General features: G+C 75.6%; 13 protein-coding genes. 9 read left to right on the plus strand and 4 right to left on the minus strand.

The genetic code is table 11. From position 1 onward, the window contains the following. The first annotated feature begins 77 nt into the window (after positions 1-77). The 3 genes from CCE01nite_RS05255 (at position 78) to CCE01nite_RS05265 (ending at position 6626) form a co-directional block, all read left to right on the plus strand. Positions 78-4904: a DUF3418 domain-containing protein gene (locus CCE01nite_RS05255; protein ID WP_371861017.1), complete on the plus strand. Its 4827-nt coding sequence runs from the start codon at positions 78-80 to the stop codon at positions 4902-4904. A 137-nt stretch (positions 4905-5041) separates the two neighbouring features. Then, complete coding sequence (locus tag CCE01nite_RS05260) at positions 5042-5254, plus strand: hypothetical protein (RefSeq protein ID WP_034625220.1); 213 nt, start codon at positions 5042-5044, stop codon at positions 5252-5254. Between the two features lie 154 nt (positions 5255-5408). Then, positions 5409-6626 (plus strand): FAD-dependent oxidoreductase, encoded by a 1218-nt coding sequence (locus tag CCE01nite_RS05265; protein WP_052103487.1) that lies wholly within the window; start codon positions 5409-5411, stop codon positions 6624-6626. Between the two features lie 16 nt (positions 6627-6642). On the opposite strand, the gene CCE01nite_RS05270 is transcribed toward CCE01nite_RS05265, so the two are convergent. The 3 genes from CCE01nite_RS05270 to CCE01nite_RS05280 form a co-directional block, all read right to left on the minus strand. Further along, entirely contained in the window at positions 6643-7578 is a 936-nt protein-coding gene (locus CCE01nite_RS05270; RefSeq protein WP_034625227.1) for a metal ABC transporter substrate-binding protein, read from the minus strand. Positions 7579-7713: 135 nt separating this feature from the next. After that, positions 7714-9048, minus strand: coding sequence for a zinc metallochaperone AztD (aztD, locus tag CCE01nite_RS05275; protein WP_034625230.1), 1335 nt, complete (start codon positions 9046-9048; stop codon positions 7714-7716). A 66-nt stretch (positions 9049-9114) separates the two neighbouring features. Further along, complete coding sequence (locus CCE01nite_RS05280) at positions 9115-10218, minus strand: CobW family GTP-binding protein (RefSeq protein WP_034625231.1); 1104 nt, start codon at positions 10216-10218, stop codon at positions 9115-9117. 55 nt (positions 10219-10273) lie between these two features. Here CCE01nite_RS05280 and rpmB point away from each other — a divergent pair, with 55 nt between their 5' ends. From rpmB to rpmF, 6 genes are read left to right on the plus strand one after another with little or no spacing between them, the layout of a single operon-like run. Next, positions 10274-10510 (plus strand): 50S ribosomal protein L28, encoded by a 237-nt coding sequence (gene rpmB, locus CCE01nite_RS05285; RefSeq protein ID WP_034625232.1) that lies wholly within the window; start codon positions 10274-10276, stop codon positions 10508-10510. After that, positions 10510-10680, plus strand: a complete 171-nt coding sequence (gene rpmG / locus CCE01nite_RS05290) for a 50S ribosomal protein L33 (protein ID WP_034625236.1) — start codon at positions 10510-10512, stop codon at positions 10678-10680. Before rpmB ends, rpmG begins: the two co-directional genes overlap by 1 nt. 1 nt (position 10681) lies before the next feature. Continuing rightward, entirely contained in the window at positions 10682-10987 is a 306-nt protein-coding gene (rpsN, locus tag CCE01nite_RS05295) for a 30S ribosomal protein S14 (RefSeq protein WP_034625238.1), read from the plus strand. Between the two features lie 26 nt (positions 10988-11013). Beyond that, positions 11014-11340 (plus strand): type B 50S ribosomal protein L31, encoded by a 327-nt coding sequence (locus CCE01nite_RS05300; protein WP_034625241.1) that lies wholly within the window; start codon positions 11014-11016, stop codon positions 11338-11340. After that, the gene (gene ykgO, locus CCE01nite_RS05305; protein ID WP_034625243.1) at positions 11337-11459 is read left to right on the plus strand and encodes a type B 50S ribosomal protein L36; all 123 of its coding nucleotides are present in this window, start codon (positions 11337-11339) and stop codon (positions 11457-11459) included. Before CCE01nite_RS05300 ends, ykgO begins: the two co-directional genes overlap by 4 nt. Then, positions 11459-11638, plus strand: a complete 180-nt coding sequence (rpmF, locus tag CCE01nite_RS05310; protein ID WP_034625246.1) for a 50S ribosomal protein L32 — start codon at positions 11459-11461, stop codon at positions 11636-11638. Before ykgO ends, rpmF begins: the two co-directional genes overlap by 1 nt. Before the next feature lie 114 nt (positions 11639-11752). Here rpmF and CCE01nite_RS05315 read toward each other — a convergent pair whose 3' ends face one another. Beyond that, positions 11753-12880, minus strand: coding sequence for a right-handed parallel beta-helix repeat-containing protein (locus CCE01nite_RS05315; protein ID WP_034625249.1), 1128 nt, complete (start codon positions 12878-12880; stop codon positions 11753-11755). Positions 12881-12903: the final 23 nt, after the last annotated feature.

Genomic DNA, 12903 nt, shown 5'->3' on the forward strand with positions numbered 1-12903 from the left:
CGACGCCGGACGGCACCGGGGCACCCGGCCGTCGAGGCGGGCGCGGTCGTCGTCGCGGGCCGCGGCGTCCTGACGGCGTGCGGGCGGACGGGCCGCGCACCGACCAGGCAGCGCCGGGGGGTGCCGAGCGGGCGCAGGTCGTCGACGAGCAGCGCAGCGAGGGGCACCCCGTCGACGGGCACCGCAGCGACGAGCAGCACGTCCCGCAGGACGGGCGCCCGGCCCGTGGCGACCGGCCCGAGCGCCGCCGGGCGGACCGCGACCGCGGGAAGGAGCGCCGACCCGACCGTCGGTCGGACGCCAAACAGGGCGACGCCCAGCGCGCCCGTCGCGCCGAGCTGCGGCACGCCGTCGTCGTCCCCCCGATCACGTACCCCGAGCAGCTCCCCGTCTCGGCGCGCCGCGACGAGATCTCCGCCGCGATCCGCGAGCACCAGGTCCTGATCGTCGCGGGCGAGACGGGCTCGGGGAAGACCACGCAGCTGCCCAAGATCATGCTCGAGCTCGGCCGCGGCCGGGACGGCCAGATCGGCCACACGCAGCCCCGGCGGATCGCGGCGCGCACGGTCGCGGAGCGCATCAACGAGGAGATCAGCGGCCCGGGCGTCCCGCTCGGGGACCTCGTCGGGTACCAGGTGCGGTTCACGGACGAGTCGAGCGCGTCGACGCTGGTCAAGGTCATGACCGACGGCATCCTGCTCGCGCAGATCCAGCGCGACCCGATGCTGCGCGGGTACGACACCCTGATCATCGACGAGGCCCACGAGCGCTCGCTCAACATCGACTTCCTGCTCGGGTACCTCACGCGCCTGCTGCCGCAGCGGCCCGACCTCAAGCTCGTCATCACGTCGGCGACGATCGACTCGGCGCGGTTCGCGGCGCACTTCGCGGGACCGCCGACGCCCGAGCACCCCGACGGCGTCCCCGCGCCGGTCGTCGAGGTCACGGGACGCACGTTCCCGGTCGAGATCCGCTACCGGCCGCTGCGCGCGGACGACGCGCTCCCCGCGGGCGACGGCGACGAGTGGGACGAGGACGGCCCGACGGCGGGCGGCGCGGGGCCCGACGGCGGCGCGCTGACCGGGCGGGCGTACCCGAAGGGCCGCCCCGCGAAGGGCTCGTCGGGCAAGGGCAAGGGTCCCGGCCGGGCACAGGTCGAGGACCGCGACCCGATGCAGGCGATCTGCGAGGCGGTCGACGAGCTCACCGCCGAGGGACCGGGCGACATCCTCGTGTTCTTCTCGGGCGAGCGGGAGATCCGCGACGCGGAGGACGCGCTGCGTGCGCACCTCGGCGACCGGGCGGCCGACCTGCGCGGGCCGTCGGCGGTCGAGATCCTGCCGCTGTACGGGCGGCTCTCCGCGGCCGAGCAGCACCGGGTGTTCGAGCAGCACGGCACCCGCCGCGTCGTGCTCGCGACCAACGTCGCCGAGACGTCGCTGACCGTGCCGGGCATCCGGTACGTGATCGACCCCGGCACCGCGCGCATCTCGCGCTACTCGAAGGCCACGAAGGTCCAGCGCCTGCCGATCGAGCCGATCTCGCAGGCGTCGGCGAACCAGCGCTCGGGCCGGTGCGGGCGCGTCGCGGACGGCATCGCGATCCGGCTGTACTCCGAGACCGACTTCGAGTCCCGCCCCGAGTACACCGAGCCGGAGATCCTGCGCACGTCGCTCGCGTCGGTCATCCTCCAGATGATCTCCGTCGGGGTCGCGGCCACGCCCGACGACATCGCGCAGTTCCCGTTCGTCGACCCCCCGGACGTGCGCTCGGTGCGCGACGGCGTGCAGCTGCTCACCGAGCTCGGGGCGCTCGCGCCGACGGGCGGGGTGCTCACCGAGACCGGGCGGGCGCTCGCCCAGCTGCCGATGGACCCCCGCCTCGGCCGGATGATCGTCGAGGCCGGGCGCCGGGGCGTCGCGCGCGAGGTCATGATCATCGCGGCGGCGCTGTCGATCCAGGACCCGCGCGAGCGCCCGGTCGAGAGCCGCCCGCAGGCCGACCAGCAGCACGCGCGCTTCGCCGACCCGACGTCGGACTTCCTGAGCTACCTGAACCTCTGGCAGTACCTCAAGGACCAGCAGGCGGACCTGTCCGGCTCGGCGTTCCGCCGCCTGTGCCGCTCGGAGCACCTCAACTACCTGCGCATCCGCGAGTGGCAGGACGTGGTCACGCAGCTCCGCGAGCTCGCGAAGCCGCTCGGCATCGTGGTGAACCCCCCGCGGCGGCGGGAGAAGGCGGGGAGCGTCGGGGTCGCGCTCGCGGCGGCGCAGGGCGGGCGGCCCGACGGCTCCGGTCCCGCGGCGACGGCCTCCGTCGACGGCTCGTCGTCCACCGCCACGGTGCCCGCGGCCCAGGCACCCGCCGGCCCGCGCCGCCGCACGGCGCCCGGCGCGGAGCAGGCCGTCCTCGCGTCCGACACCGAGGGCGGGCCCGAGAAGCTGCGCCTCGACTGGGACGCCGACCGCATCCACCTGAGCCTGCTCGCGGGCCTGCTCAGCCAGATCGGCATGCAGGAGGCCACCGAGGTCACGCCGCCCGCAGGCAACCGCGGCCGCAAGGACTCCCCCGCCCGGCGCCCCGACCGCCGGGCGCGCAACGAGTACCTCGGCGCGCGTGGCGCCCGGTTCGCGATCTTCCCGGGCTCCGGCCTCGCGAAGCGCCCGCCGTCGTGGGTCATGGCCGGCGAGCTCGTCGAGACCTCGCGCCTGTGGGGCCGCGACGTCGCGCGCATCCAGCCCGAGTGGGCCGAGGAGCTCGCGGGGCACCTCGTGCGGCGCACGTACTCCGAGCCGACGTGGTCGACCAAGCAGGGCGCGGCCATGGCGCTCGAGCGGGTGCTGCTCTACGGCGTCCCGATCGTCGCTCAGCGCCGGGTCCTCTACGCCAAGGTCGACCCCGAGCACGCGCGCGAGCTGTTCCTGCGGCACGCGCTCGTGGACGGCGAGTGGACCACGCACCACGAGTTCTTCCACGAGAACCGCCGCCTGCTCGCGGAGGCCGAGGGCCTCGAGGCCCGGGCCCGGCGCCGCGGGCTCGTGGTCGACGACGACGTGCTGTTCGCGTTCTACGACGAGCGCGTCCCGGTGGACGTGGTCTCGGCCCGGCACTTCGACACGTGGTGGAAGACCGCGCGCCGCACGCAGCCGGACCTGCTGACGTTCACGCGCGAGCTGCTCGTGTCCGACGAGGACGCGGTCAGCGCGTCCGACTTTCCCACGACGTGGCCGCAGGGCGAGCTCGAGCTGCCGCTGACCTACCAGTTCGAGCCGGGCACCGAGGCGGACGGCGTGACCGCGCACGTCCCGCTCGTGCTGCTCGCGCGCGTGCGGCCCGAGGGCTTCGGGTGGATGGTCCCGGGCCTGCTCGAGGAGCTCGTGACCGCGACGATCCGGTCGCTGCCCAAGCCGGTGCGCGTGCAGCTCGTGCCCGCGCCGGACGTCGCGCGCGGCGTCGTCGGCTGGTTCCGCGAGAACCTCGCGTCGTGGCACGACACCGTGCGCGCCGCGGACCTCGCGCCGTCGTTCCACGAGGCGTTCGCGCAGGCCGTGCGCGCGCTCCGGGACGTCGAGGTGCCCCCGGACGCGTTCGACGACGAGAAGCTCCCGCCGCACCTGCGCATGACGTTCCGGGTCCAGTCGGACCGCGGGGTCGTGCTCGACGAGAGCAAGGACCTCGTCGCGCTGCAGCGCCGGCTCGCGGCCCGCACGCAGGACGCCGTGAGCTCGGCGGTCCGGACTGCGGTGCGCGACGCGATGCGGGAGGCGGGCGCGAAGGCCGGCGGTCGGGCGGGCGGCACGGGCGACGGGTCCGGTGCGGCAGCGAGCGGGACGACGGGTGCGCCGGAGGCGGGCGCGGCGGCACGCGGGGCGGCCGGGACCGACGCGGGCGCGGCGGGCTCCGCAGCGGCAGGTACCGGCACGAGCGGCACCGTCGGCACGAGCACCACCGCCGCCGGAGGGGACGCCGCGGGCGTCGGGGTGGCCTCGGCGGTCCCCGAGCGCACCGGCCTGACCACGTGGCCGGCGGACCTGCCCGACGACACCCTGCCCCTGACGGTCGAGACGACCGGACCCGGCGGCCTGCGCGTGCGCGGCTACCCCGCGCTCGTCGAGGAGCCGTCGGGCACGGTCGGCCTGCGGGTGCTCGCCGACGCCGGCGCCCAGGTCGAGGCCCACCGCCGCGGGCTCCGGGCGCTGCTGCTGCGCGAGACGTCGCTCGCGACCCCGCGCGTGACGACCCGGTGGACCGGCACGCAGGCGCTCACGCTCGCCGCGAGCCCGTACCGGAGCACCGACGCCCTCGTCGCCGACGTGCAGCGCGCCGCCGTCGACCACCTGCTCGCCGAGCACCTCGCGGGCCGCCCCGCGACCGAGGTCCGCACCGCGACCGCCTACGCCGCGCTCCGCACGCTCGTGCGCGACCGGCTCGAGGACACCGTGCACCGGGTCGTCGCCGACGTCGTCGCGGCGCTCACCGCGGCGCGCGAGCTCGACGCCGACGTGCGCGCGTCGTCGAGCCTCGCGCTCCTCGCGACGCTCCAGGACGTCCGCGAGCAGGCCGCCCGGCTCGTCTTCGACGGGTTCGTCAGCGCGACCGGGGTCACCCGGCTCGTGCACCTGCCCCGGTACCTGCGCGCGGCCCGGCGCCGGCTCGAGAAGGCCGCCGAGAACCCGCAGCGCGACGCCGACCTGGCGTGGCAGGTCCACGACCTCGACGAGGCATGGGACCAGGCGGTCCGCCGCGCGGCCGGCTCGTCGTCCGACCCGGCGCGCGACGCGACCCTCGCGGACGTCCGCTGGATGCTCGAGGAGCTGCGCGTGAGCCTGTTCGCGCAGCAGCTCGGCACGCCGCAGCCCGTCTCCGTCAAGCGGATCCGCACCGCGCTCGCGTCGGCCGCCTGATTCCGCCGGACCCCTCCCGGGATGTCCGGCTCCGCGCCTGACCTGCGACGGCGCAGTTCATCCGCACGGGTGAGTTCCCGGGTGAGGTCGACCTGCCCACCTCCCACACCCGGATATGCCCGGGTTATCGTCGACCCATGATCGGTCCAGACCGCGACGAAGCGGGACGTGAGGCGCTCGACGCTCTCGCGGGATCGACCACGACGCCGGACCCGGAGATCCTCGCCGCGGTGCAGGAGGGCCTCATGGCCGTCCCGGCAGGCTCCCCGAGCGCGTGGTTCGAGGTCCCGCGGCAGCGCACGCGCGTGCGTCCCGCGAACCTGTCCTCTCGCCGCAGCACCGAGAGCTGACGCGCCCGCACACCGGGCGCGCACGGCCGTCGGCCGGCGGCCGCGTCGCCACGCTCCCCTCCTCGCCGCGGGCAGCGTCCGACGCGAGCGGTGCACCTGAGACGCTGCTGAGGGTGTCGTCGGACGGCATGCCCGCGCCCGGGATGATGTGCGCGTGACTCACGGTGCGGGGCAGGGCAGGGACGGCCCGACGGCCGTCGTGGTGGGAGCCGGGATCGGCGGGCTGTGCGCGGCGGTCGGGCTGCGCCGGCGCGGGTGGGACGTCACCGTCCTCGAGCGCGCGCCGGGGTTCACGCAGGTCGGCGCGGGCCTCACGATCCTCGCGAACGGCCTGCGCGGGCTCGACGCGCTCGGGCTCGGCGACGCGGTCCGCGCGCAGGGCAGCCCCGAGGCCTCCGGCGGGATGCGCACGCCCGACGGCCGGTGGGTCATGCGCGTCGACGCCGCCGAGATGACCCGGGCGCTCGGGACGTCCGCCGTCGGCATCCACCGCGCGACGCTGCACGAGGTGCTCGTCGCGGCGCTCCCGGCGGCGGTGCTGCGCACGGGCGTCGAGCTGCTGTCCGTCGAGGGTGGCGTGCGGCCCGGGGTCGTGTACCGGGACGGCGACGGCACGGAGGTCACGCTGCGCCCGGACCTGCTCGTCGCCGCCGACGGCATCCACAGCCAGGTGCGCACGACGCTGTGGCCCGGCGCCCGGCCCCCGGTGTACGGCGGCTCGACGGCGTGGCGCGGGGTGACCCGCGAGCCGTGGGCCGGCGAGCTCGTCACCGCGATCACGTGGGGTCCCGGGACCGAGTTCGGGATGGTCCCGCTCGGCGACGGCCGCGTCTACTGGTTCGGGGCCGTCACGGCCGAGCCCGGCGGGCGCGCCCCCGGCGGCGACGAGATGGCCGAGGTCCGGGCGCGGTTCGGCGACTGGCACGACCCGGTCCCGGCGCTGCTCGACGCGACCGACCCCGGCGCGGTCCTGCGCGGCGACCTACTCCGGCTCCCGCCCGTCGACACCTACCACCGGGGCGCGGTCGCCCTGCTCGGCGACGCGGCGCACGCGATGGTCCCCAACCTCGGTCAGGGCGCCAACCAGGCCATCGAGGACGCCGTCGTGCTCGCCTCGGTGTGCGACCCCGCGGGCGACGTCGTGAGCGCGCTCGCGGTGTACGACGCGCAGCGCCGCCGCCGGTCGCAGGGCGTGGCCCGGGCGGCGACGCGCGCGGCCCGGTACGGCCAGCAGCTCCGCAACCCGCTCGCGCTGCGCGCCCGGAACACGCTCATGGGGCTCGTGCCGCCGCGGGTGGCCGTGCGGATGGCGAGCGCGGTCGCAGCGTGGGAGCCGCCCGTGGTGCCGGTCGCGCCGACGCGGGCGGGCTGACCCGGCGGCCCGGGGGTCAGCCGCAGGCCAGCCCCGAGCGCAGCGCCGCGAGGTTGCTGCGCATGACCGCGGGGTAGTCCGGCTCGGCGTCGGACTCCCCGGGCGGCTGCGTCTCGAGCGGGTCCAGCACCGCCGTCCCGACGCCGAGCTCCTCGGCCAGGGCGGCCGCGAGCCCGGGGCCCGCGGAGCGCTCGAAGAACAGCGTCCGCACCCCCGACGTCGCGACGACCTCGCCCACGTCGCGCAGGCGGGCCGGCGACGGCTCGACCTCGGGGTCGAGCCCGCTGATGCCGACCTGCACGAGCCCGTACCGGTCGGCGAGGTAGCCGAACGCCTCGTGCGACGTCACGAGGGTCGCGCCCGCGCACGCCGCGAGGCCGTCGGCGAGCTCGGTGTCGAGGGTCGCGAGCTCGCCCGCGAGCCGGTCCGCGGCGGCGGCGTAGTCGTCCGCGTGCTCGGGGTCGGCGCCGGCGAGGGCGTCCGCCACGTGCGAGCCCACCGCGGCGAGCAGCGTCGGGTCGAGCCAGAAGTGGGGGTCGCGGGCGCCGGAGCCGTCCCCGCCGGGCCCGACGCCCGCGCCCACGGCGGCGTCGACGACGTGCTCCTGGTCGCGGGTCGCGACCGCCTCGTCGGCGGCGGGCTGGAGGCCCGAGAGGTAGACGACGAGGTCCGCGTCGCGCAGCTCCCGGACCTTGTGGGGCGAGATCTCGAGGTCGTGCGGCTCGCCGCCGGGCGGCACGAGGCTCGCGACCGCGACGTGCTCGCCGCCGACCTGCTCCACGACGTACTGCAGCGGGTAGAAGGACGCGACGACGTCGAGGGTGCTGTCGTCGGTGGCGCGGGCCGGGCTGCAGGCGGCGGCCGCGAGCGCGACGAGCGCGGCGGAGACGACGGCGGCGGCGGTGCGCGTGCGGTGCGGGTGGCGCGCACGGGGGGTCGGGCGGGGGCTCATGAGGTCCTCGGTGTGTCGGTGCGGCGGGCTCGGGATGGCGGGCGGTGGCACGGCGGCGCACGAACGGCGCCGGACGCCCCCGGTCGGGAGCGTCCGGCGCCGTCGCCCTCGGCAGCGCGCGGGTGACGCGTCGCCTCAGTCCTGGTGCTCCTCGTCGGCGTGCTCGTCGTGCACGTCGCCCTCGCCCTCGGCGTGGTCGTCGTGCTCGTGCGAGGGCGCCTCGCCCGAGACGCCGTTGAGCTCGTTCGGCGTCACGGTGAGCTCGGCGCTCTTCCAGACCTCGCCCTTCGCGTAGTCGACGGCGTGCAGCGTGTCGGTCGACGGGTCGGTCACGTAGGCGAGGCCGTCGAGCACGAGGAGCGTCGGGCGCGGCTCCTGCCACTCCTCGGGCTCCTCCCACGCGCCGATCACGGGGATCGAGCGCACGAGCGCCTTCGTCTCGGGGTCGAGCACGTGCAGCGACCCGTCGGTGCCGAGCACGAGCGCCTCGCCGTCGTCACCGCGCCCGAGCGAGCGGAACGTGTAGCTCGACGGCAGGTCGACGAGCGTCAGCCCGCCGGTGCGGGTGTCGATGAGCGAGACGCGCGTGGGGCGCTCGAGCTCGGCGTCGGGGTCGGACTTGTAGTCGCCGAGGACGATGGGTGACTCGTCGCTGCCGGCCTGGTTGCCGATGCGGCCGTACGCGTCGGGGCTCGCGACCTTGGTGATCGTGCCGTTCGCGTAGACGAGCGCGCCGGTCTCGCAGCCGATGACCACCGCGTCGTCGGCCGCGACGGCCTCGCCGTGCACGCCGGGGCAGTCGGCGTTCGCGGTGAGCTCCTTGCCGTCCGCGTCGAGCACGCGGATGCCGGTGCGTGCCTCCTCGGTGCCCTCCGAGACGACCATCCGGCCGTCCGCGAGCTCGACCGCGACGCCGTGGTGCACGCTCGGGGTCGTGAGCTCGCGGGTCGCGAGGTCCTCGTCGGCGACGTGCGCGGAGTCGAACGACACGATCTCGCCGGTGCCGTCGTCGAACAGCACGGTCCGGCCGTCGTGCACGACGACGTGGCCGGGCTTCTCGGCCGCGAACGTCACGTCGGTGAGCTCGGGGTCGGCCGTGTAGTAGTGCGCGTGGTCGCCGTGCGGCTCGCCCCACGTGCCGGCGTCGAGCAGTCGGAAGCCGCCCGCGGTCGACACGAACAGATGGCGGCCGTCGCCCGCGGGGTTGAGGCGGTTGAAGCCGTCGAGCTCGACGTCCGCGAGCGTCTCGAGCGTCGTGGCGTCGAGCACCTGGATCCCGCCGTCGTACGTGAGCGCGAGGCGCGGCGTGACGGTCGCGGCCTCGGCGGCGGTCGTCGTGTCGCTCGGGGAGGCGCTCGGCGCGCTGCCCGCGTCGGTCTCGGAGGCGCACCCGGCGAGCAGGGCGAGCGGGACGGTCAGCGCGAGGGCGGTGTACCTCGCGGACGGGCGGACTCGGGTCTGAGCAGGCATGAGGGACTTTCCGTGACGCGGGTGGTGAACGCTGACCACGCTAGCAGGTCTTGCGACTGATTCTCGTTATGCCCAGCTCCGCTCCCCGAGCCACGGCGCCAGCACGTCCTCGCGCCCGAGCCACGCCGCGAGCCCGGCGTCGGTCTCCGCGCCGGTCATGAGCACGTCTTCGAACGCCTCGAGGAGCCCCGCCCGCTGGTCCCCGACGCCCGTGACGACGAGCCGCGTGTCGGCGTCCACGTCACCCCACGTACCGGCCTCCCCGACACTGAGCTGGCCGCCGGCGCCGTCCCACGCGCACACCGAGTCCGGCCGGCTGGGCACCCAGAAGCGCCCGCGCGAGCGCACGCGGTCGGGGGCGAGCCGGCGCACGTGCTCGACGAGCCGCTCGGGGTGCAGCGGCCGCTCGGAGCGCAGGTCCAGCGTCCACACCCCGTGCGCGGTCGACGCCTGCCGTGCGGGCGCGACGTGCAGGGGGTCGAGGCGGCGGTCGCCGCGGTGCACGTCGTGCTCGGCGCGCAGCAGCGCACCGAGGTCCGCGCCGTAGAGCCCGTCGACGCGCCGGCCGTCGCGCGCCCGCAGGTGGTCGAGGAGGTCGGACGCGACCGGGCGGTCCTCGCGCGAGCCCGAGACGAGCACGGTGTCGGCGTGGGCCACCTGGGCCGCGAGCGCCTCCCCGACCGAGCGGCGGTCGTCGACGGTCAGCGCGAGCCCGCGCTCGTCGAGCAGGTCGTCACCGAGCACGTCGTCCTCGAACGCCTCGACCTCGACCGCGGTGACGACGTGCGCGAGCCGCAGCCGGCGCAGCGCGCCCCGGCCGCGGGTCTCCCAGCCGAGCGCCCGCACGACCGGGAGCGACTCGGCCGAGACCGGGAGCGCGAGCACGATCGAGTCCCAGCGCCGGTCCCGGGCGACGCGGGCGAGGGTCGGGACGGCGTCCTCGCGCACCGCGCAGCTCAGGCACGCGTGCTCGAGCGGGATCCGCTCGTCCTCGACGACCCCGCCGGCGTCGAGCACGAGCCGGCGGATCGAGCCGCCGTCCTCGTCGTCGTGGATGTCGTGGCGGACGACGACGACCCGGGGGTCGTCCATGACGAGGCCGAGGACGGTGGCGTCGCGGACGACCGGGTCGACGGTCGCGAGGGTCAGCAGCGGGGTGCGTCGGTTCATGGGCGACGACCTTACCGCTTGACGCGAATGATTCTCAGTACCTACGTTGGCGCCCATGTCAGCCCGCTGCCAGGTCCTCGGCACGACGCCGGGGTTCGGCCACTCCGTCTCCCACTCGCACGTGCGCACCAAGCGCCGCTTCAACCCGAACATCCAGCGCAAGCACTACTGGGTCCCGTCGCTCGGGCGCCGCGTCACCCTGAACGTCTCGGCACGCGGGATCAAGACGATCGACAAGCTCGGGATCGACGTCGTCGTCGCCCGGATCCTCGCCCGCGGGGAGAAGGTCTGATGGCCGGCAGGCGGACCGACGTCCGGCCCGTCATCAAGCTGCGCTCGACCGCGGGCACCGGGTTCACCTACGTGACCCGCAAGAACCGCCGGAACACCCCGGACCGGCTCGTGCTGACGAAGTTCGACCCCGTCGTCCGCCGCCACGTCGACTTCCGCGAGGAGCGCTGAGATGGCCAAGAAGAGCAAGATCGCGAAGGACCAGCAGCGCCGCGTCGTCGTCGAGCGGTACGCCGAGCGCCGCGCGACGCTCAAGGCCGCCGCCACGAACCCGCACCTCCCCGCGGCCGAGCGCGAGGCGGCCCAGGCCGCGCTCCAGGCGCTGCCCCGGGACGCGAGCCCGGTCCGGCTGCGCAACCGCGACGTCGCCGACGGCCGCCCGCGCGGGCACCTGCGCACGTTCGGCCTCTCGCGCGTCCGGTTCCGCGAGATGGCCCACCGCGGCGAGCTCCCCGGCATCACCAAGTCGAGCTGGTAGCCCAGCCGCACCGACAGGAGAAGCAGATGAAGCAGGGCATCCACCCCGAGTACGGCCCGGTCGTGTTCCGCGACGCCTCCGCGGACTTCGCGTTCCTCACGCGGTCGACCGCGACCTCGTCGAAGACGATCGAGTGGACCGACGGGAAGACCTACCCGGTCATCGACGTCGAGACGTCGAGCGCGAGCCACCCGTTCTACACGGGCACCGCGCGCGTGCTCGACACCGCGGGGCGGGTCGAGAAGTTCCGTCGCCGCTACGGCACCCGGGGCGGCGCGGGGACGGCGGGCACCGCGGCCGGCACCGACACGACGGCCCCGGGTGCGGCACCGACCGCCGAGGACCGCGCATGAAGGTCCGCGCGTCGCTCGCGTCGCTCAAGAAGAAGGACGGCTCGATCGTCGTCCGCCGGCGCGGCAAGACGTACGTGATCAACAAGCGCAACCCGCGCTGGAAGGCGAGGCAGGGCTGATGGCGGTCCCCAAGCGCAAGACGTCCCGCAGCCGGACCCGGTCGCGCCGCGCGCAGTGGAAGGCGACGACGGTCGACCTCGTGACGGTCCGCACGCCCGCCGGGACGGTCGAGGTCCCGCGCCGGCTCGTGCGCGCGGTCGAGCGCGGGCTGATCGACGCCGAGTTGCTGCGCCGCTGACCGCGCGAGGGTCCACCTGCCCGCCCGCACGCACCCGGCCCGGGCGCGTGCGGGCGGACGTGCGTCCGGCCGGGCGCGAGCACGCGAGCCCGCGCCCGACCGGCACGTCGACCGTCAGCTGCGCGGCTTGCCCGCGCAGACGACCCCGACGCACTGGGGGTAGCTCCCGTTGGCCCACGCGCGGTTGCCTCCCAGATCGGTCACGCCCGGCGCGTGGATGCCCCACCCCGTGTTGTGGTGCGCGACGTTGTCGCGGAGCTCCGTGCCCGCACCGGTGGTGACCACGGCGTCGCCGTTCCGCACGAAGGTGTTGCCGTCGACGAGCACGTAGAAGTCCCAGCCGCCGACGGGGCCCTCCGAGGTGAACGCGACCCGGTTCTCCTCGAACACGTTCCCGACGACCTGCCCCCAGCCGTCACCCAGGTCGATCGCGACGCCGTTCCCGACGATCGTGTTCTCGACGACGCTCACGTAGGAGGACGAGCGCCCCACGACGGTCTCGCTGCCGCGGATCTCGTTGCGGCTGAGCTCGAGGCCGCCCATGAAGTGACCCCCCACGTCGACGACGCGGTTGTCCACGAGCACGCTGTCCGTGATCGTCAGCCCGCCCTCCGTGAGGTCGTCGGCCACGACGTCGTTGCCCTCGAGCACCGAGTTGGCGATGGACACGCCGGTGCTGTCGAGGCTCACGACCGTCGCGTTCCGCACGAACGTGGAGCTCTCGACCACCGCGCCGCCGCCCCAGAGCCCGCCGAACACGAGCCCGTTGTCCTCGAACCGCGACCCGGACCACCAGAAGGTCGCGCGGTTGCCGCCGAGCAGCGAGTCGATGCTCAGGTCGCTCGCCGTGTCGTTGCCCACGAGCTCGAGGCCGGCGAAGGAGAAGTCCCCGACCGCACCCCCGTCGCCCGCGTCGGGCGGCACCACGGCGTCGACGGCTGTCGACCAGCCGACCAGCCGGCCGTTCAGGACGCTCTGCGTGCCGCCGAGCGTCACGCTGATGCCTGCGCCCGAGCCCTCCCCGTCGAGCGTGTGCCCGCGCAGGTCGAGCGTGACGTCGCCGACGAGCGTGAGGCCGACGCCGGCGCACGCGGTGTCCGCGTCGAGGTAGGCGTCGGTCGTGACGACGTCACCGCAGGTCACGGCGACGGGTGCGGCCGACGCGGGCGCGGCGACAGCGACGGACGAGGCGACCGCGGCGGCGGCCGCGCAGAGCGTGGCGACGAGTGGACGAGATCTCATGGACGACAACCCCCTGGAGACTG

Source organism: Cellulomonas cellasea, assembly GCF_006538745.1.
Classification (GTDB): domain Bacteria; phylum Actinomycetota; class Actinomycetes; order Actinomycetales; family Cellulomonadaceae; genus Cellulomonas_A; species Cellulomonas_A cellasea.

Coding starts and splice junctions, on each gene's coding strand:
- aztD (WP_034625230.1), bottom strand. CDS start 9,048: ATGCCTGCTCAGACCCGAGTCCGCCCGTCCGCGAGGTACACCGCCCTC.
- rpmG (WP_034625236.1), top strand. CDS start 10,510: ATGGCCGGCAGGCGGACCGACGTCCGGCCCGTCATCAAGCTGCGCTCG.
- CCE01nite_RS05270 (WP_034625227.1), bottom strand. CDS start 7,578: ATGAGCCCCCGCCCGACCCCCCGTGCGCGCCACCCGCACCGCACGCGC.
- CCE01nite_RS05315 (WP_034625249.1), bottom strand. CDS start 12,880: ATGAGATCTCGTCCACTCGTCGCCACGCTCTGCGCGGCCGCCGCCGCG.
- CCE01nite_RS05260 (WP_034625220.1), top strand. CDS start 5,042: ATGATCGGTCCAGACCGCGACGAAGCGGGACGTGAGGCGCTCGACGCT.
- rpmF (WP_034625246.1), top strand. CDS start 11,459: ATGGCGGTCCCCAAGCGCAAGACGTCCCGCAGCCGGACCCGGTCGCGC.
- CCE01nite_RS05280 (WP_034625231.1), bottom strand. CDS start 10,218: ATGAACCGACGCACCCCGCTGCTGACCCTCGCGACCGTCGACCCGGTC.
- ykgO (WP_034625243.1), top strand. CDS start 11,337: ATGAAGGTCCGCGCGTCGCTCGCGTCGCTCAAGAAGAAGGACGGCTCG.
- CCE01nite_RS05300 (WP_034625241.1), top strand. CDS start 11,014: ATGAAGCAGGGCATCCACCCCGAGTACGGCCCGGTCGTGTTCCGCGAC.
- rpmB (WP_034625232.1), top strand. CDS start 10,274: ATGTCAGCCCGCTGCCAGGTCCTCGGCACGACGCCGGGGTTCGGCCAC.
- rpsN (WP_034625238.1), top strand. CDS start 10,682: ATGGCCAAGAAGAGCAAGATCGCGAAGGACCAGCAGCGCCGCGTCGTC.